Here is a 21,147-nt window from a genome sequence, read left to right on the forward strand (position 1 = left end):
CATGTTGCGTGTCGAAACTCGCGGTGAAGAGCTTTCCATCACTTTTGGAAACATCGTCTTGAAACACTCACCCAACAAGCCTCTACTGTTCTACGGTTATGGAGAGGCGAATTACTCCATGTCTCACGGTAACTTCAAAATTGAGGATGAACTCTTCTTCAAAATCCCAGCCAAGCGCTTCAGCATAGAGGACTCAAAGATCGTTTTCGATGACTCTGTAGAGATGAAGTTGATCGTTCAAAAAGATCTACTAGTTGTGAGATTGCATCCCTTGAGAAAGCTCAACAGGCTCTGGTTCAGGCTCGACGCTCGTAAGGATGAACATGTCTACGGTTGCGGTGAGCAGTATTCCCACTTCGATCTCAGGGGAAAAAAGGTTCCCATCTTCGTTTCCGAACAAGGTGTTGGTAGGAACAGAAAGGACTTTTTGACGCTCATAGCCGATTTTGTGTACGATGCCGGTGGTGATTGGTACTCAACTTATTTTCCACAACCGCTGTTCGTTTCTTCGAGAAAATACTTCTGTTTTGTTGATGGTTCATCGTACATGATGTTCGATTTCAGCAAAGAAGATTTCTTTGAGTTGATGGTTTGGCAGTTGCCTGTGGACTTATATTTCTCTTCACAAGAGACCTGGGAAGAGCTGTTGAACAAGTTGACAGAAACGCTTGGAAGACAAACCACCCCTCCCGAGTGGATCTATGACGGGATAGTTTTAGGCATCCAAGGTGGCACCGACATCGTTTTGAAAAAGCTCGAAAAGGTGAGATCGAAAGGACTCAAGGTTGCGGGAATTTGGATCCAAGACTGGGAAGGAAGGCGAGTCACGACCTTCGGCAAACAATTGTTCTGGAACTGGTCGTACTCCGAAGAACTCTATCGAGATCTTCCAAAAACCATCGAAAAACTCAAAGGGGAAGGAATCAGAGTGCTTGGATACATCAATCCTTTCTTGGCGCTCGAAGGTGAACTTTACAGAGAGGCTTCCAAGAAAGGTTATCTCGTTAGAAAGAACGATGGAACGGAATACCACGTTGTTATCACCACTTTCCCCGCTGCGATAGTGGATTTAACGAATCCAGAAGCTTTCGAATGGCTCAAGGGTGTGATCAAGAAAAACATGATCGACATCGGTCTGTCGGGTTGGATGGCAGATTACGGGGAGTATCTACCCGCAGATGCAAAATTGTTCAGTGGAGAACCTGCAGAGATTTTTCATAACAAATTTCCCGTAGAATGGGCGAGGTTGAACTACGAAGCTGTGAAAGAATCTGGTAAGCTCGGTGAAATAGTTTTCTTCATGCGTTCTGGGTATCTGAAAAGCGCTCGTCATACTCCAATGTACTGGCACGGAGATCAGCTAGTTAACTGGTCAAAGGATGATGGTTTACCATCGGTGATTCCTGCCAAACTTTCACTGGCCATGAGCGGTGTGGCTTTTGTGCATTCAGACATCGGTGGTTATACAACACTCGCGAAGAACCTTCCAGAACGCTTGACAGGCTTTAGAACGGTCAGAACCAAGGAGCTCTTCATGCGCTGGGCCGAGTTGAGCGCTTTCGAGCCCATGATGAGGACACACGAGGGAAATTGGCCAGAGGAAAATTGGCAGTTCGACTCAGATGAAGAGACCATCGATCATCTGATCAGGATGGTGAATCTCCACGTCCAACTCAAACCCTACTTTTTGTCTTGTCAGAAAGAATATTTCGAGCGTGGTTTGCCACTGTTTCGACCCATCATGCTCTACTACGATGGAGACGAGTTTAAGACAGAACAATACGAGTTCCTTCTGGGGAGAGACATTTTGGTCGCACCAGTACTGGAAGAAAAAGCTACTGTGAGAAAAGTCATCCTTCCAAACGATGAGTGGGTTCACTATTGGTCTGGCAAAGTTTATAGGGGCGGTGAGCACGAGATAGTGGCTCCGCTCGGCGAGCCACCATTTTTCATCAGGAAGGAGGCAAGAGTGTTTTGAAAGATCTGAAGATAGGAATAGTCGGACTCATGCAACCCAATTTCAGGGGAGACAAAATTTTTGTTTACAAAAGGTGTCTCGAGGAGTTGGATGAACTTTCTCAAGAAATGAGTTTCGAGCTATACTATCTACCAGAACTCATCAGTGAGTTGGCACAAGCACAGCATGCTCTGAATTTGATGATCGAAGAGCGAGTGGATGCACTGTTTGTTCTGAACGCGTCCTTCGCTTCAGGAAAACTTGTCCAGGTTTTCTCGAAACTCGAGGTACCGTTGTGTTTATGGTCTGTGCCGGAACAGACCAGTTCTGGTCCTCTACCTCAAAATTCTTTCTGCGCTATGAATTTGAATGCGAGTATTCTCAAAAGGATCGATCCAAAGAGGAAGTTCAAATGGTTCTACGGTTATCCCAACGATGAACTTTTCAGAACTAGGCTTTCTGTGACTGTGAAAGCCCTCAAAACTCTCAAGAAACTGCGCAAATCAAGAATTTTGCTGGTTGGAGGCCACGCGCCAGGTTTTGATAACCTCGTGTACGATGCCACCTTGCTTCGAGAAAAATTCGGTATAACCGTCGATGAAATGAGCTTCGATCAGTTCAAGACCATGGTGCAGAGCGAAGTCGTGACGGATCGCGATGTGGATCGACTGTTGAAAAGGCACGAAGAAATCGATGAACTTTCTATGATGACTGTTGAAAAACTCTCAGCTGTCGTTAACACGGTCGAAAGGCTCTCGAGAGAAGGTTATCAAGCTTTCGCGATCAGTTGCTGGCCAAATTTTAGAAAGGAACTTTCGATGGTTCCATGCGCTTCGTTCGGTCTTTTGAACGATGAGGGCATCGTAACGGCGTGCGAAGGAGATGTACTTGGAGCCATCAGCATGTTGATCCTGAGCTATTTGGCTGATCATCCTTCCATCGTTCTAGACATTTCATCTTTGGATCTTCAAGATGGTTCCATCTTGTTCTGGCACTGTGGAGTTGGCATGAAGAGCTATTCTAAGAATTTGAAGATGAAAAAACATTTCAATCCAGGTCCTTTCGATCCTCAAAAGGGTTGGATCGAAGTGGCGGCCGTTTCAGAGATGATAGTTGAATCAACGCACGCCACCGTTTTGAGGTTGACGGACGAAGGCAGAAAGTTTTTCACATTCGAAGGTGAATTTCTGAGTGGGGAAAAGCCTTCTTTCGATGGAAGTCGTGGTTGGTTTGGACGGTTCAAAAATCACAGGGGAATGAGTTTTGAGGTTCTGGATCTGGTCAACACTATAATGATCAACGGTATAGAGCATCACTTCGCGGTGGTACGAGGCGGATGGATGAACGAAATCGTTGAGATTTGCTATTGGACAGATTCAGAGTTGATCGACATTGAACCTTACACCGTTAGTGCAATAGGAGGTGTCAACGATAGAGAACCGAAAGCATCCAACGATCAGGGACATAGCTGAACTGAGTGGATATTCGATAAACACTGTCTCGAGAGCTCTGCGCGGCAGAGGCTATGTGAGTCCAGAGGCGAAGAGAAAGATATTGCAAGTTGCAGAGAGCATCGGTTATTTCAAAGACAGAACGGCACTATCTCTGAGGAACAGACAGAGCAAGATCATAGGCGTGATCATCGTTGACAATTCGAACCCTTTCTACGCCGATGTTCTGAAAGGTATCGAAGAAGAAGCTTACAAGGAAGGCTATGAAACGATCCTAATGAACACCTACAGAGATCCAGAGAGAGAGAAGATCGCTTTGATCAGGATGATAGAGAGACGCGTAGATGGCATCATCATCACCTCGACGCAACAAAACTGGGATTTTCTGCTGAGGGTCAAAAGACTTGGAATGAACGTCGTGCTGGTGGGATCTCACCATCCCGGTCTCATTTCCGTCAGGCCAGACGATGTGAAAGCAGGTTACATCGCCACCAAACATCTGATAGACATGGGACACAAGAACATAATCATGCTGAACTCACTGCCGAGCAAATTCACAGCACAGATGAGATTGAATGGTTATCTACAAGCGCTCAACGAGAGTAATTTGACCGCACGTGTACTCAACTCTTCGGAAGGTTTCGACAACGCTTACAGAACGATGAGCAAATTTTTGTCATCCTGTGATAGAAACTTCACTGCTGTTTTTTGCTACAACGACATTTTCGCTTTCGCCACGATCAAAGCTTTGAAGGATCATGGCTGGCGTGTTCCTGAAGATGTGAGCGTTGTGGGGATCGACGATTTGGTTTTTTGCAGCTTGATTTCACCACCGCTCACTACGATTCGAATCGATAGATTTCAACTTGGAAGTGACGCGTTCAACATGGTGATAAACAAGATCCAAGTCACCGAGAAAGTGAACAACGTTGAGCTGGTTTGCAGAGAAAGCGTGAAGAAGTTGACGTGAAAATTGCTATTTCAACCTGAATCGAATTTTTTCAAAAATCGGACCAGTTGTACAGATCGATCAAAACTGGGATAATCTTCATCGGAGGTGATGGTGTGATCGAGAGCGTCCTCGTTCGAAAGAGCGTTTGGGTGAAAGTCTTATTGGCGTTCGGTTTTTCAGTCCTCACGGGATTGGCAGCTCAAATCAGAATACCTCTTCCTTTCACTCCCGTTCCCGTCACGGGACAAACTTTCGTTGTGCTTCTAACACCGTTTTTGATTGGAAGCTGGTCGATCTTGAGTCAAGCGGTCTATGTAGCTTTGGGAGCAATAGGTCTACCGTGGTTTGCAGGTTGGAATGCTGGACTAAACGTAGTGCTTGGTCCTACTGGAGGTTATCTGATAGGTTTCATCCTGGCTTCTTTGTTCCTATCGTCGTACAAAAAAAGATATTACTTCGACAAGCTGGTCTCGATGCTATTGGCAAATTTCTTGATAATACACGGCCTTGGTTTGATTCAATTGACGATCTGGTTTTACACCAAAGGTTCAACACCAAATTTTTGGAAACTGATTTCCATGTCCCTGTTGCCTTTCATCCCTGGTGATCTGATCAAAATTTTTCTAGCATCATCCATTGTTTCTTTGAAGTTCAACCCAAAGAAAGAGTGAACCCCATTCAGGGGTTCACTCTTCAATCGGCTCAAAGTCTTCCTTGGGAGCACCACAGACTGGACAAACCCAATCTTCTGGTAAGTCTTCGAAAGGTGTCCCCGGAGAGATGTCGTTGTCTGGATCGCCTTCAGCAGGATCGTACACATAACCACAGATTATGCATCTGTACTTCTGCATCGAACGAAACCTCCTCAAGTTGTTTTCTTTCTTGTCTTTAGAGATAGCTGAAGCGAAATTTGTTGATACGTCTCTTCAATTATTCTATCATGGAGAATATGAATTATACTCATAAGAGGTGGGTTAAGAATGCGTCTTGAAAAACTCGAAGGGGATCTATTCAAACCGGATTACGAGCAATTCTCCATCGTTAATGTGTCGAATTTCGTCTTGGAACACTTTGGGGTTCAGACAGTTCATCCCGCGTATCCTTTAAGGCATCTTGTTCCTGGCATATCTGAAGGTGTAGAGAAGATCGTGTTCTTCCTCATAGACGCATTGGGCATGACCAGTCTGGAGAAACTTTTGAATAAAGAGCGAGTTTTCCATGATTACACGATACTTGAAGCAACTTCGGTTTTTCCAACGACCACCTCTTCTGCGATAACTTCGTTGTTGACGGCAACGACTCCCATAGAACACGGTATCCTCGGATACGCGCTTTACATAAAACAACTTGGAACCTTGCTGAACATGATAGAGCTTTCCTCTCCCATCATGGGGAAGGTCACTTCGACTTTGAACAATAAAGATCTGATGTTCGAGAAAACAGTTTTTGAGAGACTCTTGGAGATCGGTGTGAAGAGCTTCGTGTTGACCTCGAAAACCATCAGAAATTCTGGTCTTTCGACTCTGGTCAACACCGGTGCGTCCATCAGATCTTACCAAAGTTTCGGTGACATGTTCTCAAAGTTCCGAGAAATCCTGCAGGAAGATGGTCCATTTTTCTGCTTCGCGTACTGGGGACTCCTAGATTCTATAGGCCACAAGCTCGGTGTCGACTCAGACGCGTTTGAGAGTGAGCTTTATTGGCTTCTCAAGATGTTGGCAAGAGAAATTCTACCCATTTTGCCAAAGAACGCTTTGCTCGTTGTTATGGGTGATCATGGGCAAATCTACACCCCATGGGAGAGGGAAACGTGGTGGTCCTGGAAAGACCCGATCTCTCAGTTTTTCTCGATCCCACCTGGAGGCGAGATGAGAATGATGCATATTTACACTGCTGAACAAAAAGAAGTGATAAAATACTTGAGTGAAAAATATGCTGATAGAGCTATATCGATGACTAGGGAAGAAGTGTTGGGTTTGCAACTCTTCGGGAATGTACCATCGACGTCTTCGAGAGCCATTGAGAGAATAGGAGAAGTTGTGCTCATCGCCAGGGAGAATTATTCCTTTTATTTCAAATACACTGGTAAAGAAGAAAGCTTGAAATCCAAGCATGGAAGTTTGACACTTCAAGAGTTGATCGTTCCTTTGATGCTGTTCAGGAGGTGATAGGTTCTTACTGAGAAGCCCGACACACGGTGAAGTAAAAATTGATGAAGCGAAGGTGTACATAGAGAAATTTTTAAATGGTGATCGATTCAAGCTCTTCATCGGAACCGACAGTGACGATCGAGACGGTGTTGTGACGTTCGCTACGGTGTTCATAGTTTACAAACTCGGAGTTGGAGCGATCTATTTCTACACGATCAAGCGCGAACGACGTTATTATGATGTTTACTCGAGGATCTTTGAAGAAACCCACCTGAGCTTACAGATGGCTGATTTCGTCAAGCGTACTTTAAACCTGGACAGCGCCGAAATTCACATCGATGCCGGTTATGAAGGACCGAGCAAACAGATCATACCTTCCATCGTCGGTTACATAAAGGGCATGGGTTACAGCTACAGATTGAAACCTTGGGCTTTCGCTGCGACTAAAATTGCACATAGGCATACGAAATGAGTCTCAATTTCTCAACATCGTAAAAATTTCCATCAGCCTCTCCGTATCAACGTTTCCTCCAGACAGGATCACCACAATTTTTTTATGCTTCAAAGGCAACTTTTCGAACATCACCGCTGCCACCGTAACTGCCCCAGAAGGTTCAACCAGGACCTTACAACGTTCCAGCAAGAAAACAACCGCTTGGGCGATCTCTTTTTCCGAGACGAGGAGCACATCTTCAACATACTTCTGCACTATGGGGAAGGTCAACTCACCGGGACTAGCCGTTCGAAGACCATCGGCAATCGTTTGGATATTCGAAAGCTCGACCCTGTGGCCAGCTTTTAAAGATAGATAAGTGCTGTTGCTCTTTTCAGGTTCAACGCCATAGATCTTCACGTTCGGTTGTTTCTCCTTCACATAGGTCGCTATTCCCGCTATCAAACCACAGCCACCACAGGGAACCAAAACGGCATCCACTTCGTCTAATTGCTCAAGCACCTCCAATCCGACGGTGCCCTGACCAGCCATTATCCAGAAGTGATCGAACGGGGGAACAAAAACTCTACCTTCTTCCATCGAAATCTGCTTTGCACGATTCAAACGTTCCGTGGAAGAAGTTCCAAATCTTTCAAGCTTTGCGCCGTATCCTTCTATGGCTGCCACCTTCGCCGCGGATGCATCCTTCGGAACGACGACTTTCACATCCACTCCAAGGATTTTTCCAGCCAGCGCTAGGGCTTGTCCGTGGTTCCCCGAGGAACCTGTTACCACACCTTTTCGGCGTTCCCCATCGCTCATTGAGAGCAAGAAATTCATCGCCCCTCTTATTTTGAATGAACCACTCTTCTGAAAATTCTCCGCTTTCATGAATATCTGTCGCTTCGTCATCTCATTCAAAGTTCCTGATGTGAGGATGGTCGTTCTGTGGATGAACCTCCGTATTCTTTCGTAAGCTTCCTGAATCTGCTTGGCAGTCAACACACTCATCGCCTCACTCTTCTGATTTTTCTGGCGATCTCGAACAACACGATACCGGCACTGACGGACACGTTGAGCGAATCTATATCTGAATACATCGGCACAGCAATGAGTTCATCACACTTCTCTCTGATCAATCTACTCAGACCTTCACCTTCGTTTCCAAAAACCACCACCACTGGAGATTGAAAATCCTCCTCATAAACGCTTTTACCAGACATATCGGCACCGTAAACCCAGAAGCCTTCCTGCTTCAATCTTTCTATGGTTCTAGCGAGATTCGTCACGATGATCACTGGAATCCTCAGCACAGTTCCCGCCGACACTTTCACAACCGCTGGTGTAACCTTAACTGAGCGATCTTTGGGTATCACGATCGCTTTGGCCCCTGCCCCGACGGCCGTGCGGGCGATGGCACCAAAATTGTGGGGATCAGTTATGTGATCCAGAACGACCAAGAGGTCACCTTCGAGTTCGGTCTCGTCAGCATACCGAAATTCTAAATCTATCACGATTCCTTGATTTTTCTCTTCACCACACAGTTTGATGAGCTTCTCTTCGGACGCGAAGGTCACAGGATAACCAGCCTTCTTCAGCTTTTCGAAAAGCTCGGACGGCTTATCCTTTTTATCTTCTCTCAGATAAATCATCCTCACAGGGTAGCGAATCTTCAGAACTTCCTCAAGAACACTTTTACCGTACACGATCATTCGTAGCACCGGTCAGGCTGACCATCAGAATCCGAAACATTTTGTCAAGATCGCCCACAAGGTAAAGATAACCAATGAGCGCTTCCAAAGCTGTGCTCTTACGGTATTCCTCGTCATTCCCATACTTCTTTGCAGTTTTACTGTTCATCGCACGCTTCACGAGCCCCATTTCTTGTTCGTTCAGCGTGGGAAGAATTTGATCTAAACATCTGGCCTGCGAATGCTTCGAAACTAGACCAGATACCCTCTTGTGGATTTCCTTCACGTTAAGCACGTTCAAAGAGCTGATCTTTGCGAAAAATCCGTGTATCGCATCGCCGAGATACGCGAGGGTCGATATGGGAAGCAACGATGCTTCAGTCTTGCTGGGACGAGGTAAATTTTCTAATAGCAACTTCGTCGAGATAGAGTCTATGTAATCGATCTTGTTCGAATGCATAAGCTTTGAACCTTCTTTCACGGAGATTTTGCAGTATTTTCCTTTCTTTTCTTGCTTCAAGATACTGATCTCTCAAAGTTTCTTCCTGCTTTCTCAATTGATCCAACTTCGACTTTAAGCTTTCGATCTCTCTCCAGAGGATCTCTCTGTATGTGAGCAACTGGGATAACTCGAATCCGGTGACCCCACGAGTCGATCGAGAAAGCGTCCTCAGATCGAGGCTACGCAGTTGTTCTTCAAACCCTTTCAGATCGGTTTCAATGTCCTTGATTTGGTTTCTCAAAGCGTTGAGCTGAATCTTCAACAACTGTTCGTGCGAGATTTTCAACGAGAGTAACCTGGACAATCTGAATCTGAACATGTTTTACACCCACATTATTATAAGTGATAGAATCGTTTTCAGGACTTGGGGGTGCGAAGATGGACCTTGTCGATTTCAAAATGACTAAAGATGGACTCGTGCTCGTGATAAGACACTATGAAAACGTCCAATCGATCTTGGACCAAATCATTTCAAAACTTTCCCAAATGAAGGGCTTCTTCGCTGCTGGTGACAAAATCATGCTCATGATCGAACGGCACGAGATGCATTCTCATGATATACCGAAGATCATTTCACTGTTACGGGAGCATGGTATAGATGTAGCTCAAATACTGATAGGTGAATCGTTTCAACCGGATCTCAGTGCGTTGAACCGTATGAAACTGCTGGAAGAACGTGAAACGAAGTCCGGTACGAAGGTTATCAGAAAGCACGTCAGATCAGGGCAAGCGGTGGTACACTCTGGGGACATTTTGGTGATAGGAAACGTCCATGCGGGGGCGGAGTTGCTCGCTGGAGGTTCGATCGTAGTTTTTGGGAACGTCAAAGGAACCCTTCGAGCTGGTTTGAACGAGGGCGATAACGCAGTCATCGCAGCTCTCAGCATGCAACCATCGTTGTTGCAAATCTCTGGATACACTTTGAGAGAAGTTTCGAGTTACGAAGAACCAGTTGTGGTACACGTAAAAAATGGTAAGATCGTTGTGGAAAAAGCAAAGGACATCAAATTCTGAAACGAGGAGTGATCGAAGTTGAATACGAAAGAGCTTTTGATGTCACTGTCAAACATCGATGGGCCAGCCGGATTCGAAGGCCCCGTACTCGATGCGATAGAACAGATCGTGAAGGGTTTATGCGACAAAACTTGGCGCAACAAAGTTGGAACGCTCATAGCCGAAAAGAAAGGTTCAGGGAAGACGAAGTTGGGAATCTTTGCACACGTAGACGAAGTGGGTCTCACCGTGGCGAAGGTAGAAGAAGGTTTTCTCCGACTCGAAACCGTTGGTGGTGTGGATCCTAAAGTTCTACTCGCACAGAGGGTGAAGGTGTACACGAGAGAAGGAGTGGTGAACGGGATCGTCGGTATCCTCCCTCCACACCTTCAAAAAGAAGAGCACAGATCCAAATTCCCCGATTATGACAAAATCTTCGTGGATGTTTCGTGCGATGAACGTGGTGACAAAGTCCGTGTCGGAGACATTTGTGTTTTCGACGTGAAACCGATAGAGATCAACGGTAAGATTTCTGGGAAAGCTTTGGATAACCGAGCTGGTTGTGTCTCTCTACTCCTCGCTGCGAATCTGCTTCGAAAGTTACAACACGATGCGGACGTCTATTTCATTTTTTCAAGCCAAGAAGAGGTACAGGGACCAGGAGCGATCTCAGCAACTTACGAGCTGGGACTCGATCAAGCTGTAGTGGTCGATGTGACACACGCGAACGTGAAACAAGCCTCTCTACCTCTGATAAAGCTCGGTGAAGGGCCAGTTCTTGGGATTGGACCTACTATAGATCCGGGATTTTACAAACGCGCCCTGGACATAGCACAAAAACACAACGTGAAGGTTCAGATCGAACCGCTTCCAGGTCGTTCTGGCACCGACACCGATCAAATTCAGATCACACGCATTGGTGTGAAAACCTTGCTGATTTCTATACCGTTGATGTACATGCACACACCGGTTGAAGTTGTGGATCTCAAGGATGTAGAGGAAACCGCAAGACTTTTGGCATTCATCGCCGCTGAGTGAGGAGGTGTCTTCTTTGTATCTGAAGGAGTTATCGATGATCAACGGAGTATCGGGTGATGAAGGTAGAGTACGAACCTTCATAAAGCAACAGATACAGAACAAGGTGGACCAACTGTGGGAAGATAAACTTGGTAATCTGATAGCGCTGAGAAAGGGAAGCGTGGGAAAACGAAAGATACTCTTGGTGGCACACATGGATGAAGTTGGATTCATGGTGACGAACATCGACGAAGATGGTACGCTGTGCTTTGCGCCTGTTGGTGCTGTGGAAACTCAAGTTGTCATAGGTAAACAGGTCAAGATCAACGATTCGATTTTTGGTGTGATAGGTTTCAAACCTATTCATCTTCAAGAAAAAGACCAACTGCTCAAACCTCCGAAGTTCGAAGAGTTGAGGATCTACATAGGTGCCAAGAACAAGGAAGAAGCACTCAAAGCTGTCAAAATAGGCGACTATGTGTGCTTCGTCACAGAATATAGGGAAAACGGGCACAGAGCGAGTGGAAAAGCCTTCGATGATCGTGTTGGATGTTCCGTGCTGATGGACGTCATAGATAAACAAAATCGTTACCAAGACGACGTTTATTTCGCCTTCGTCGTTCAAGAAGAAGTGGGGTTGCGTGGGAGCGCGGTTGTGGTTGAGCAAGTTCATCCGGACGTATCCATCGTTTTGGAAGGTACGATCGCAGGTGACGATCTTGGATTGGAAAAGGATCGATGGTCCACTCACTTGGGTGAAGGACCAGCGGTGACGTTCATGCACAGTGGGTATGTCGTCAATCAGAGAGTTTTTCAAGCGATCGTGTCTGTCGCGGAGAAAAATGGTATACCCTATCAATTCAGAAGGAGAACGGCGGGTTCGACGGATGCCGGTAGGCTCGCAAGGACCGGAGCTGGGACGGCTTCAGGTGTGGTTTCAGTTCCAACGCGTTATATTCATAGTCCGGTGTGCATGATCGATCTGAAAGATTACGCAAACACGGTTCAGCTGATAGAGAAGATCCTTGAAGAAGGGGAGGTATTCGCAAAATGATAGACCTTATAAAAAAGTTGACGGAAGCCTATGGACCGAGTGGCAGAGAATCTGAGGTGCACAAGATAATCCTCGAAGAACTTTCAGACCACATAGATGGGTACAAATTCGACGCTGTTGGGAACTTGCTGGTGTGGAAGTACGGAAGCAGTGGGAAGAAGATCCTGTTCGATGCACACAGCGATGAAATAGGTTTGGTCGTTACGAACATAACTGAAAAAGGTTTTCTGAGGGTGGAGAGTGTCGGAGGGGTTCTTCCCCACAGCTTCGTTGGTCATCGCGTCAGGTTCCCGAACGCAGTGGGTGTGGTTTACGTGGAAGGAGAAAGTGAAGAAGAGAGGAAAAAGAACTGGACAAATCTCAGCCTCGACAGTATGTTTGTGGACATAGGTGCGAAAAGTTATGAAGAAGCTAAGAATAAAGTTCCAATTGGTTCTTTCGGTGTCTACGACAGTTATTTCTATCAAATGGGAGAATATTTGGTCAGCAAAGCGATGGACGACAGAATAGGGTGTGCTGTGATCGTCGAGGTGCTCAAGAGACTGAAGTCTTGTCCAAACACGATCATAGGTTCTTTCTCAGTTCAGGAAGAAGTCGGTTTGGTGGGAGCTTCGGTCGCAGCTTACACGCTCGTGCCCGATGTTTGCATCGCCGTAGATGTTACCGATTCTGCGGACTATCCGAAAGCTTTCAAGAGACACGCCATGGCGCTCAATAAAGGCCCCGCGATCAAGATCAAAGATCGAGCCTCTATAAGTAACAGACAGGTCGTTGAAAAACTCGTTGAACTCGCTGAAGCGAGTGGTATTCCATACCAAATGGAAGTGCTGGCTTTCGGCGGAACCAACGCGGCTGCTCTGCAGAGAACCAGGGCTGGCATCGCGGCCGCGACGGTGTCTGTACCAACCAGATACGTGCACACTCCGAGTGAAACGGTGAGCGTTTCAGACGTTGAGAACACCGTTCAATTGCTGATCGAATATGCAACGAAAGGAGTGTGATAATGCCACGCAGAGAAATAAGGTTAACCTATACACAGGCTCGTTTGCTGGCTCTGCTCGTGGTGATTTTGAGTGTGGGGTTTGTGGGTTTCAGCCTCGCAACTTTTTTCATCTTGAAGAGTCGTGAAAATGTGAAAATCGAGATAGTTGAAATTCCTCCAGCTAAGATCGAAATCCCAATTCCCCAGGAGAAAGCAGAACCGGCGAAAATTCCAGAACAACCTCGTGAGTTCTACAGGGTAGAGACGTACGATTACGCCAAGCTCGTGGTGGAGGCAACCGAATTGATCGAAAGAGGTACAAAGGTTTCGACTTACGTCCTCGAACCGAGTGAAGCTTTGGGTGTACTGAGGGCCGCCAAAAAACCTTTCTTCATAACGGAACTTTCTAAAGATGCGTGTTGCATCAGTTTCGTTGGTGGCCACGCCATCGAGGGTAAGCGAGAGTACAATACACTCTACGGCGTTTTCGTGCTTTCGAGTACGAGCAAAGATCTGGCGCTGGAAAGAATGTTCGCTCTCAGAAGCGCCGGTTTTCCGGCGTACCTCATGAAATTCACGAGGGACGGTAGGGATTGGTTCACCCTGGTGGTGGGAGCCTTTCCCACCAGTGATTCAGCCGAAGATTTCAACAAAAACTTGGATTGGTCTAGAGTCATGAGGATAAGTGGAGCGAGTAAACCTGGCTACACCGGGAGGATCAGTCCTTGAAGCTTTCCACTTCTGAAAAAAGATTGCTTTTACTTCTTTTCGTCGGTGTGTTGCTTTTGAGTGGAGCTGTGGTAGAACTGGGAACAAGAAAAGTACAGCAAAGTACTGTGACATCCAGAAAATCTGTCGAGTTACCCATCGACTTGAACAGTGCCACTGAACAAGAATTGATGTCTTTGCCTGGTATAGGTCAAAGTAAAGCGAAAGCGATCATAGAATATAGGCAAAAGAATGGTCCCTTCAGAACTTTGTCCGATCTGGAACGTGTTCCAGGGATCGGTAAAAAAACTATCGAAAAACTCGCCCCTTACGTGAATCTGTCTTCGATCGAGGCAGAATCGAAGAACAACGGCAAGTTCAAAGTGAACGTGAACACGGCGAGATTAGAGGAATTGATGGAACTACCGGGAATAGGTGAAGTCAAAGCATTGGAGATCATCAAAATGAGACAGCAAATGCGCTTTTCAAAACCGGAGGATCTGCTCAAAGTACCCGGCATAGGCTCAAAAACATTGGAAAAGATCGTGGATTACATCACATTTTAGGAGGTGTAGGAGAATGCAACGAGTTTTCATCGTAGGCTTAGTCCTCGCCGTAATGCTTCTGTTCCTCTACGGTTCAACGGCGAGCAATCCAAGGGTGGTCTTCGCGGACGTCAACCGAGTGGTTCAAGAGTATCCGAAGATGGTTGAATTGAACCAGAAATACGCTCAAGACGTGCAGTTCTACCAACAAAAGCTGAACGAATTGGTGGCTGAGCTTGAAAAGCTTCAAAAGATCGGTGCACCACAGAGCGAGATCGAAAAGAAACAATCAGAAATACTCGCGAGGAGACAACAATACGAGCAATTGCTTCAGAGTGAATACCAACCCAAAATGCAAGCAGTTCTCGATGAACTTGCGAAGAAGATTGAAACCTTTGCCAAAACCATGGGGTACGATTTTGTCATAAAAAAGGAAGCTTTGTTGTATGCGGATGATGCGTACGATGTGACGCAACAGTTGATCAAGTACCTCAAGAGCCAATGAGCGTGATCCTCTGCCGAGGTTTGGTCAAGAAGTTTGGAAGAAAAACCGTCGTCGATGGCGTGGATTTGGAAGTTCGCCAGGGAGAAGTCATTGGATTGCTGGGTCCCAACGGTGCAGGTAAAACCACGCTCTTCAACATGGTCCTTGGTTTAGTCACACCCACGAAGGGAGACGTTTATCTCGACGGAAGAAAGATAACCAACATGCCCGTGAGCGAGAGGGCCAGGCTCGGCATAACGTACTTACAACAGGAAACGTCGGTGTTCACGGGTATGAAGGTTTGGGAAAACATCGATTTTGTCCTCCGATTCAGAATGAAAGATAGATCCGAGCGCATGAGGACTGTGGAAGAGCTGCTGAGAGAATTCGGTATCTGGGAGTTGAGGGACCAGTACGCTTCGGATCTTTCTGGTGGAGAAAAGAGGAGGCTCGAATTGGCCAGAATGATGGCTTTAAAACCTCTCTTCCTCCTCTTAGATGAGCCATTCGTCGGTATCGATCCAAAAACGGTCAAAGACATACAGCACATGATACGCACTCTCAGCGCAAGGAACATAGGCATAATCGTTACCGATCACAGCGTCGATGCCCTCGTACCGGTGGTCGACAAACTGTACATAATACATAAAGGTAAGATCATAGCGCACGGTGAACCTGATTCTGTGTTGAACGATCCGATCGTTAAGGAGGTCTATCTCGGCACATGAACGTTGCGGTCGTGGGTTATTCTGGGCCTGTCGATCGCCCACCGGTGTGCGAAATAGCACAGGTGTGTGTCGAACTCGGCACGGAGTTGGCCAAGAACGGTTATACTATCGTTTGTGGTGGTAGAGACGGTGTCATGGAACTCGTCTCGTTGGGAGCCAGAAGAGTCAACGGCACGGTCATAGGTGTTCTGCCCAGGGAAGAGGAAGGCAATCCACACTTGACGGTGAAGATCAGAACACCGTTCGATAACGTAACGAGGTCTTTGGTCCTGATCGAAACGAGTGACGTGGTCGTGTCAGTCGGTGGAGAGGTCGGTACAGCTATAGAAGTTTTGGTCGCTTACGCTAAGGGAAAACCCATCATACTGTTCGTTGGTACCGGTGGCTGGACTGACAGGTTTGCGGAGGTTTTGATTGAAGGTCGTTTCTTGGACAGTCGAAGAAACGTCGCTGTTCATAAAGCTAGGACTGTGCGGGAAATCCTTCAGCTACTGGAGGCAATGAGGAGGTAGGACCGTGAGCGAGGTGAGGTTGAGGTTCGCACCGAGCCCGACAGGATATCTACACGTCGGTGGTGCCAGAACTGCACTCTTCAATTGGTTGTACGCTCGCAAGATGCATGGAAAGTTCATCATAAGGATAGAGGATACAGACCTTCAAAGATCAACTATGGAGTACGAAAAGGCGATACTTGAAGCACTCAGATGGTGTGGGTTGGATTGGGATGAAGGTCCAGACGTGGGGGGACCGTTCGGACCTTACAGGCAGAGTGAAAGAACGCGCGCTGGTATCTATGCAGAATACGCACGAAGACTCGTTGAAAAAGGCTGTGCTTATTACACTGTTTACGACAAATTGGATAGGAAAAAAGAGTTATTCAAAACTTTCGAATTTCCAAAAAAATATGTCGAAGAAGGATACGACGTTACTGTGAGTTTCAAAGTGCCTGAAGGCAAGACAAAATTCTATGATCTGTTGAAGGGCGAAGTCGAGTTCGATAATTCCACGATAGAAGACTTCGTCATGATCAAATCGGATGGTTTTCCAACGTACAACTTCGCCGTAGTCATAGACGATCATCTGATGCAGATAACTCATGTCTTTCGTGGTGAGGACCACGTTTCAAACACTCCAAAACAGATAATGCTCTATCGAGCGCTCGGATGGGATATCCCACAGTTCATGCATGTGCCTCTGATACTCGGTTTCGATCGAACTCCACTCAGCAAGAGGCACGGTGCGACGAGCGTGGAACATTTCAGAAGTATTGGAATACTGAGCAGGGGTTTGATGAATTATCTCGCATTGCTCGGTTGGAGTGTGGGAGAAGAAGAGATCTTCAACGTGAAGGAAAGAATAGATCAGTTCGACCCATCTACGATCTCGAACAAAGGTGTCATATTCGATCCGGCGAAGTTGGAGTGGGTGAACGGAAAGCACATGCGAACGATGAACGTCGAAGAATTGCTCAAAGAATTCGAAGATTGGATTCGTTATACAGATAAAAAGATGCCATCGACGGAAAGGAACTACACCTTGAAGGTCTTAGAAATATGTCGAGAGAAAGTCAACACACTCGCACAACTTTACGAATTCAGCTATCCATTCTTCTTCGACGATTTCAAGTTCGAAGATCAGTTCGTCTCAGAATATCTGACAAGTCCCTACGCAGAGGATGTGCTGAAGAAAGCTCTCGAGATGTTCAAATCGCTCGATGATTGGTCGGTGGGTGGTACGGAAAAGGTTTGTCGTGAACTTGCACAACTCGGCGTGGCTTCGAAGAACAAAGTTTTTCAAACCATCCGTGGTGCCGTCACGGGTAGGTTGGTCACACCGGGTTTGTTCGAAACGTTGGCCATTTTGGGTAAAGAAAGAACGCTCGAAAGATTGGCCAAAGCACTCAGTTATAGATCGAGATTGACCCAACAGTCCTGTTGAAAAGATCAATTCGAGTCGATCGCTCGGTGGATCACAACAGCACGATGATGGCTAGAAGTTGCAGATCTTCGTTGTAAGGATTTTCGATCGAATGTGTGTCGCCAGACATGGTGAAACACACGTCACCCGGTTTCACATCCACAGCCTGACCGTTGTCGTAGAAGATGCCTCTACCGTTCAAAACGAAAAACACCTCAAATTCGTTTTCATGCTTGTGTGGTCCGATGGACACACCTGGTTTTAAAGTGAGTTTCGCAAACAATCTTGCCCTGTTCGCGAGCATGTTGCGCTCGAGCAGATGGAGTAATTCGACCTCCCCCTTGCCACCCCGCATGTTGGAAATGATCTCTCTTCTCATCTGTTCAGACTTTAGAACCATTGGCTCACCTCCACAACTTCGATGATATTATAATTTCAGTCTTTCTAAGTCGATGGAGTTCGTCACCGATGAAAAACTGTAAACAAGAGATTACCTTTTCTCGATGCAATCGAAGCGATCCATTCAAAAGGTTTTTCGCAACATTAAAGATGAAATCGTCGATTTGCTTTTTTAAAGATTTTAGTCTTATAATACAAAAGAAAACCAGCGGAGCGGTTTGAATGAGTGTCATCCATGTACCTGTCTTAGTTGAAGAAGTTCTCGAGTATCTTGGAAACACTGAAGGTGTTTTTCTCGATTGTACCGTGGGTTTGGGTGGACATGCAGAAGCTATACTGAACAATTGTGATCGAAGTTTCGTTGTTGGATTGGACGTTGACGAAGATGCACTGAGTATTGCAAGAGAAAGGCTTGCGCGATTCATAAATGAAGGACGTTTGAAACTGTTCAAATCGTCTTATGTAGAAGCTAGAAAGGTATTGAACCAGCTTGGTATCAACAGAGTCGATGCGATTCTGATGGACCTTGGAGTTTCGTCGATGCAGCTAGAGAAAGCGGAGCGAGGGTTCTCTTTCAACAGAGATGGTCCGCTCGACATGCGAATGGACAAAGAACAAACACTGACAGCTTACGAAGTGGTGAACTCTTGGGACGAAGAAGCGTTGAGTAGGATCATCTTCGAGTACGGTGAAGAAAAAAGGTACTCAAGGCGCATAGCGAAGTACATCGTTCAAAGCAGACCCATAGAAACAACGAAACAATTGGTAGAAGTCTTAGCGAAAGCAATTCCAAACAAACATGGACGAAAAAGACATTTCGCAACGAAGGTGTTTCAGGCAATACGGATCGCTGTGAACAACGAACTCGACAATCTAAAGCGTTTTCTCTCAGATGTTCCTGATCTGTTGAACACAGGTGGAAGGATAGGTGTCATATCCTTCCATTCGTTGGAAGATAGGATCGTCAAGGAGTTTTTCAAAAAAGAGTCGAGACTAAAACAGTTAACAAAAAAGCCGATAACACCGAAGGAATCCGAGATAGAGTTGAATCCGAGGTCACGGAGTGCCAAGTTGAGGGTAGCGGAGCGGGTTTGAGAGGAGGGGGGAAGTTTGACCTCGGTAAGATCGATAGCGAAGCGGAGAAGCCGTGTGGTCGAACGGACCTCGTCGCTGGTCCTCGTGAGGTTCGCGTTGATCGTAACCTTTCTCTTAGTGATAGTCCTCGCCACTTTCCCACTGATCAGACTGACACGAGCGGTAGCCAGTTTATCCAAAGAAAACAGAGCGTTGCAGATCCAGATCTTCGAATTGGAACAACAGTTGCGCCAACTCAAAGCTGAACAGACGCTGTTGATGTCCTCACGAGAGGTGATTGCACCGGCACCGAATGAAAGATAGGTTAGTTTCAAAACGTCTCAGAGTTTTGTTGTTTTTATCCCTCCTTTGTGCCGTGGGCTCCATTCTGTTGTTGGCTTTGAGGAGCTTGAACGTTCATGTGGGACCATTCTGGACCATACGTCTTCCCGCATCTCGAGGCCGAATCCTCGATGTACAAGGTAGACTCTGCGCTTACGACGAATTGATCAATGTAGCCTACTTGGATGTAGATTATTTGAAGAAAGCCAACCTCGATAGGTTGAAACCACACCTTCAGCTCCTTCTGAAGAACTTCAAGATAAACAAGAACACCGAGGATATTTTGTCGTCGAAACAGAGATTTTTGAGGCTCGGTGAAGGTTTAACTAGAGACGAAATCATGTCCCTCATACCCACCGAGATGTTACCTTTCGTCTCGATCGAACTCGAAACTCGAAGGCGAAGGTTCAGCGACTTTGGTATGGACAAAATTTTAGGTACCGTCACGGCCGGACGTGCGTTCGGTGGTGTCGAACAGGCGCTGGATTCCACTCTGAGCGGGAAAAAAGACGGAAAAATATTTCTGAGATTTTCAGGTTTCTTGACGCTCACACCGAAGTTAGAGGCGTTGGAAAGTCCCATCGATGGAAAAGATGTTAGATTGACGATAGATCTGGATTTTCAACGCATTTGCTATGAGGAGATAATCAAAGCACAACGACAAAATCAAGCGCTCGGCACGGGGGCCATCGTCATGGAAACCAAAACTGGCAAAATCAGAGCCATGGTTACGAGCAGAAACTGGAACGATGTGGTGCTCGGTTACTTCGAACCTGGATCGGCACTGAAACCCATAGTGTACGCGATCGCCATCGAAAGTGGTGTGTTGAGTGGAAAAGAAACCTTCAACTGCACCGGACAGATAAAGCCCGTTCCAGAATTGGACGTGATTGTACGTGATATAGATACACACGGATCTGTAGATTTGAACAGAGCGCTGATCTATTCGTGCAACAGTGCGACCGTAATGATAGCCAAGCAGATCAAGGAGAAGCTAGGTGAGGAGAAATATTACGATTGGTTGAGGAAATTCGGATTTGGAGAAAAAACCAACGTAGAAATAGCCGGCGAAATCGACGGTGTGCTGAGGAAACCAAATAATTGGTCTAAGATAGATTTTGCCATGATCAGCATAGGTCAAGGTATAGGAACTCCTCCCATACAGTTCCTCGCGGCTTTCAACACGATAGCCAATTTTGGAAAGTTTGTCAAACCAACCTTGATAGAAGATTCTCCCACACTGGAGAAGCGTGTGATAAGCGAACAAACCGTCACTTTCGTTCGCAAGGCTTTAGAACGTGTTGTACTGGAAGGAACAGGGAAGCGTGCCAACGTTGTTGAAGTCAGCGTGGCTGGCAAAACAGGAACGGCTCAAAAACTCGTCGATGGCAAGGACAAAGAGAAGTATTTCTCGATCTTTGTAGGATACTTTCCAAGTGAAGATCCCCTCTACACCGTTTTGGTTTACTTGGACGAACCATCGTCTGGAACTTATTTGGCTGGGGAGATCGCCGCACCGCTGTTCGCCTCGATCGTTAAACGGATACTCCAGATCAGAAAAGAACATCCTTTAAACGTTCCAAGTAGCGCGATGCCAGATCTAAGGGGATTGACGATTCGAGATGCGCTGTTGATTTTGAACCAGTTGGGTGTGAAAAACATCGAGGTAGAAGGCACTGGTAGGGTGAAAGAGCAGTATCCAGAACCAGGTAGCATTGATTTCAAAGAAAAGACGATAATTCTCAAACTACAGTGATGGTCACGATCG

At 46.3% G+C, this 21,147-nt stretch carries 25 protein-coding genes; 19 read left to right on the forward strand and 6 right to left on the reverse strand.

From position 1 onward, the window contains the following. Position 1: 1 nt before the first annotated feature. The 4 genes from NZ875_04095 (at position 2) to NZ875_04110 (ending at position 5,031) form a co-directional block, all read left to right on the forward strand. Positions 2–1,978, forward strand: coding sequence for an alpha-glucosidase (locus NZ875_04095; protein ID MCS7174919.1), 1,977 nt, complete (start codon positions 2–4; stop codon positions 1,976–1,978). Beyond that, positions 1,975–3,429 carry a hypothetical protein gene (locus NZ875_04100; protein ID MCS7174920.1) on the forward strand — a complete coding sequence of 485 codons (1,455 nt, stop codon included), beginning with the start codon at positions 1,975–1,977 and terminating at the stop codon, positions 3,427–3,429. Before NZ875_04095 ends, NZ875_04100 begins: the two co-directional genes overlap by 4 nt. After that, entirely contained in the window at positions 3,380–4,378 is a 999-nt protein-coding gene (locus NZ875_04105) for a LacI family transcriptional regulator (protein MCS7174921.1), read from the forward strand. Before NZ875_04100 ends, NZ875_04105 begins: the two co-directional genes overlap by 50 nt. 95 nt (positions 4,379–4,473) lie before the next feature. Next, positions 4,474–5,031, forward strand: a complete 558-nt coding sequence (locus tag NZ875_04110) for a biotin transporter BioY (GenBank protein MCS7174922.1) — start codon at positions 4,474–4,476, stop codon at positions 5,029–5,031. Between the two features lie 15 nt (positions 5,032–5,046). On the opposite strand, the gene NZ875_04115 is transcribed toward NZ875_04110, so the two are convergent. Continuing rightward, positions 5,047–5,211, reverse strand: a complete 165-nt coding sequence (locus NZ875_04115) for a rubredoxin (GenBank protein MCS7174923.1) — start codon at positions 5,209–5,211, stop codon at positions 5,047–5,049. 129 nt (positions 5,212–5,340) lie between these two features. Between NZ875_04115 and NZ875_04120 the strand changes: the two genes are divergently transcribed. Both NZ875_04120 and NZ875_04125 read left to right on the forward strand, forming a co-directional pair. Continuing rightward, complete coding sequence (locus NZ875_04120) at positions 5,341–6,528, forward strand: alkaline phosphatase family protein (protein ID MCS7174924.1); 1,188 nt, start codon at positions 5,341–5,343, stop codon at positions 6,526–6,528. A 55-nt stretch (positions 6,529–6,583) separates the two neighbouring features. After that, positions 6,584–6,982, forward strand: coding sequence for a ribonuclease H-like YkuK family protein (locus tag NZ875_04125; protein ID MCS7174925.1), 399 nt, complete (start codon positions 6,584–6,586; stop codon positions 6,980–6,982). A 3-nt stretch (positions 6,983–6,985) separates the two neighbouring features. Here NZ875_04125 and NZ875_04130 read toward each other — a convergent pair whose 3' ends face one another. From NZ875_04130 to fliJ, 4 genes are read right to left on the reverse strand one after another with little or no spacing between them, the layout of a single operon-like run. Then, positions 6,986–7,954 carry a threonine/serine dehydratase gene (locus tag NZ875_04130; protein MCS7174926.1) on the reverse strand — a complete coding sequence of 323 codons (969 nt, stop codon included), beginning with the start codon at positions 7,952–7,954 and terminating at the stop codon, positions 6,986–6,988. After that, positions 7,951–8,655 (reverse strand): 23S rRNA (guanosine(2251)-2'-O)-methyltransferase RlmB, encoded by a 705-nt coding sequence (gene rlmB / locus NZ875_04135; GenBank protein ID MCS7174927.1) that lies wholly within the window; start codon positions 8,653–8,655, stop codon positions 7,951–7,953. The genes NZ875_04130 and rlmB overlap by 4 nt, the downstream gene beginning before the upstream one ends. Continuing rightward, a complete protein-coding gene (locus tag NZ875_04140; GenBank protein MCS7174928.1) occupies positions 8,639–9,094 on the reverse strand; it encodes a hypothetical protein in 456 nt (151 codons plus the stop codon). The genes rlmB and NZ875_04140 overlap by 17 nt, the downstream gene beginning before the upstream one ends. Then, positions 9,012–9,455 carry a flagellar export protein FliJ gene (gene fliJ, locus NZ875_04145; GenBank protein MCS7174929.1) on the reverse strand — a complete coding sequence of 148 codons (444 nt, stop codon included), beginning with the start codon at positions 9,453–9,455 and terminating at the stop codon, positions 9,012–9,014. Before fliJ ends, NZ875_04140 begins: the two co-directional genes overlap by 83 nt. A 59-nt stretch (positions 9,456–9,514) precedes the next feature. On the opposite strand from fliJ, the gene minC reads away from it, so the two are divergent. Genes minC through gltX form a run of 10 tightly spaced genes read left to right on the forward strand, consistent with a single transcriptional unit; the run spans position 9,515 to position 17,585 of the window. Further along, on the forward strand, positions 9,515–10,150 hold the full coding sequence (minC, locus tag NZ875_04150; protein ID MCS7174930.1) for a septum site-determining protein MinC: 636 nt from the start codon (positions 9,515–9,517) through the stop codon (positions 10,148–10,150). Between the two features lie 18 nt (positions 10,151–10,168). Beyond that, entirely contained in the window at positions 10,169–11,167 is a 999-nt protein-coding gene (locus NZ875_04155) for a M20/M25/M40 family metallo-hydrolase (protein MCS7174931.1), read from the forward strand. A gap of 13 nt (positions 11,168–11,180) precedes the next feature. Beyond that, the gene (locus tag NZ875_04160) at positions 11,181–12,200 is read left to right on the forward strand and encodes a M42 family metallopeptidase (GenBank protein ID MCS7174932.1); all 1,020 of its coding nucleotides are present in this window, start codon (positions 11,181–11,183) and stop codon (positions 12,198–12,200) included. Then, on the forward strand, positions 12,197–13,201 hold the full coding sequence (locus NZ875_04165) for a M42 family metallopeptidase (protein ID MCS7174933.1): 1,005 nt from the start codon (positions 12,197–12,199) through the stop codon (positions 13,199–13,201). Before NZ875_04160 ends, NZ875_04165 begins: the two co-directional genes overlap by 4 nt. A 2-nt stretch (positions 13,202–13,203) precedes the next feature. Further along, positions 13,204–13,911 (forward strand): SPOR domain-containing protein, encoded by a 708-nt coding sequence (locus tag NZ875_04170; GenBank protein MCS7174934.1) that lies wholly within the window; start codon positions 13,204–13,206, stop codon positions 13,909–13,911. Continuing rightward, positions 13,908–14,456, forward strand: a complete 549-nt coding sequence (locus NZ875_04175) for a helix-hairpin-helix domain-containing protein (GenBank protein MCS7174935.1) — start codon at positions 13,908–13,910, stop codon at positions 14,454–14,456. The genes NZ875_04170 and NZ875_04175 overlap by 4 nt, the downstream gene beginning before the upstream one ends. Before the next feature lie 13 nt (positions 14,457–14,469). Further along, positions 14,470–14,940 (forward strand): OmpH family outer membrane protein, encoded by a 471-nt coding sequence (locus tag NZ875_04180; GenBank protein MCS7174936.1) that lies wholly within the window; start codon positions 14,470–14,472, stop codon positions 14,938–14,940. After that, entirely contained in the window at positions 14,937–15,647 is a 711-nt protein-coding gene (gene lptB, locus NZ875_04185) for an LPS export ABC transporter ATP-binding protein (GenBank protein ID MCS7174937.1), read from the forward strand. Before NZ875_04180 ends, lptB begins: the two co-directional genes overlap by 4 nt. Then, the gene (locus NZ875_04190) at positions 15,644–16,159 is read left to right on the forward strand and encodes a TIGR00725 family protein (protein ID MCS7174938.1); all 516 of its coding nucleotides are present in this window, start codon (positions 15,644–15,646) and stop codon (positions 16,157–16,159) included. Before lptB ends, NZ875_04190 begins: the two co-directional genes overlap by 4 nt. A 4-nt stretch (positions 16,160–16,163) precedes the next feature. After that, positions 16,164–17,585, forward strand: a complete 1,422-nt coding sequence (gene gltX / locus NZ875_04195; protein MCS7174939.1) for a glutamate--tRNA ligase — start codon at positions 16,164–16,166, stop codon at positions 17,583–17,585. Between the two features lie 31 nt (positions 17,586–17,616). On the opposite strand, the gene NZ875_04200 is transcribed toward gltX, so the two are convergent. After that, entirely contained in the window at positions 17,617–17,964 is a 348-nt protein-coding gene (locus NZ875_04200; protein MCS7174940.1) for a cupin domain-containing protein, read from the reverse strand. 221 nt (positions 17,965–18,185) lie between these two features. Between NZ875_04200 and rsmH the strand changes: the two genes are divergently transcribed. The 3 genes from rsmH to NZ875_04215 are packed head-to-tail and all read left to right on the forward strand — an operon-like array spanning position 18,186 to position 21,135. Continuing rightward, entirely contained in the window at positions 18,186–19,058 is an 873-nt protein-coding gene (gene rsmH / locus NZ875_04205; protein MCS7174941.1) for a 16S rRNA (cytosine(1402)-N(4))-methyltransferase RsmH, read from the forward strand. A gap of 15 nt (positions 19,059–19,073) precedes the next feature. After that, the gene (locus NZ875_04210; protein ID MCS7174942.1) at positions 19,074–19,361 is read left to right on the forward strand and encodes a hypothetical protein; all 288 of its coding nucleotides are present in this window, start codon (positions 19,074–19,076) and stop codon (positions 19,359–19,361) included. A gap of 52 nt (positions 19,362–19,413) precedes the next feature. Beyond that, on the forward strand, positions 19,414–21,135 hold the full coding sequence (locus NZ875_04215; protein MCS7174943.1) for a transpeptidase family protein: 1,722 nt from the start codon (positions 19,414–19,416) through the stop codon (positions 21,133–21,135). Positions 21,136–21,147: the final 12 nt, after the last annotated feature.

Origin of the sequence: Pseudothermotoga sp. (assembly GCA_025060105.1) — a bacterium.
GTDB lineage: Bacteria > Thermotogota > Thermotogae > Thermotogales > DSM-5069 > Pseudothermotoga_A.

What these genes read in the sequence shown, in the direction of transcription:
- NZ875_04115 (MCS7174923.1), bottom strand. Translation starts at nt 5,211, where the DNA reads ATGCAGAAGTACAGATGCATAATCTGTGGTTATGTGTACGATCCTGCT.
- minC (MCS7174930.1), top strand. Translation starts at nt 9,515, where the DNA reads ATGGACCTTGTCGATTTCAAAATGACTAAAGATGGACTCGTGCTCGTG.
- NZ875_04120 (MCS7174924.1), top strand. Translation starts at nt 5,341, where the DNA reads ATGCGTCTTGAAAAACTCGAAGGGGATCTATTCAAACCGGATTACGAG.
- NZ875_04165 (MCS7174933.1), top strand. Translation starts at nt 12,197, where the DNA reads ATGATAGACCTTATAAAAAAGTTGACGGAAGCCTATGGACCGAGTGGC.
- rlmB (MCS7174927.1), bottom strand. Translation starts at nt 8,655, where the DNA reads ATGATCGTGTACGGTAAAAGTGTTCTTGAGGAAGTTCTGAAGATTCGC.
- rsmH (MCS7174941.1), top strand. Translation starts at nt 18,186, where the DNA reads ATGAGTGTCATCCATGTACCTGTCTTAGTTGAAGAAGTTCTCGAGTAT.
- NZ875_04180 (MCS7174936.1), top strand. Translation starts at nt 14,470, where the DNA reads ATGCAACGAGTTTTCATCGTAGGCTTAGTCCTCGCCGTAATGCTTCTG.
- NZ875_04140 (MCS7174928.1), bottom strand. Translation starts at nt 9,094, where the DNA reads ATGCATTCGAACAAGATCGATTACATAGACTCTATCTCGACGAAGTTG.
- lptB (MCS7174937.1), top strand. Translation starts at nt 14,937, where the DNA reads ATGAGCGTGATCCTCTGCCGAGGTTTGGTCAAGAAGTTTGGAAGAAAA.
- NZ875_04200 (MCS7174940.1), bottom strand. Translation starts at nt 17,964, where the DNA reads ATGGTTCTAAAGTCTGAACAGATGAGAAGAGAGATCATTTCCAACATG.
- NZ875_04170 (MCS7174934.1), top strand. Translation starts at nt 13,204, where the DNA reads ATGCCACGCAGAGAAATAAGGTTAACCTATACACAGGCTCGTTTGCTG.
- fliJ (MCS7174929.1), bottom strand. Translation starts at nt 9,455, where the DNA reads ATGTTCAGATTCAGATTGTCCAGGTTACTCTCGTTGAAAATCTCGCAC.
- NZ875_04130 (MCS7174926.1), bottom strand. Translation starts at nt 7,954, where the DNA reads ATGAGTGTGTTGACTGCCAAGCAGATTCAGGAAGCTTACGAAAGAATA.
- NZ875_04190 (MCS7174938.1), top strand. Translation starts at nt 15,644, where the DNA reads ATGAACGTTGCGGTCGTGGGTTATTCTGGGCCTGTCGATCGCCCACCG.
- NZ875_04095 (MCS7174919.1), top strand. Translation starts at nt 2, where the DNA reads ATGTTGCGTGTCGAAACTCGCGGTGAAGAGCTTTCCATCACTTTTGGA.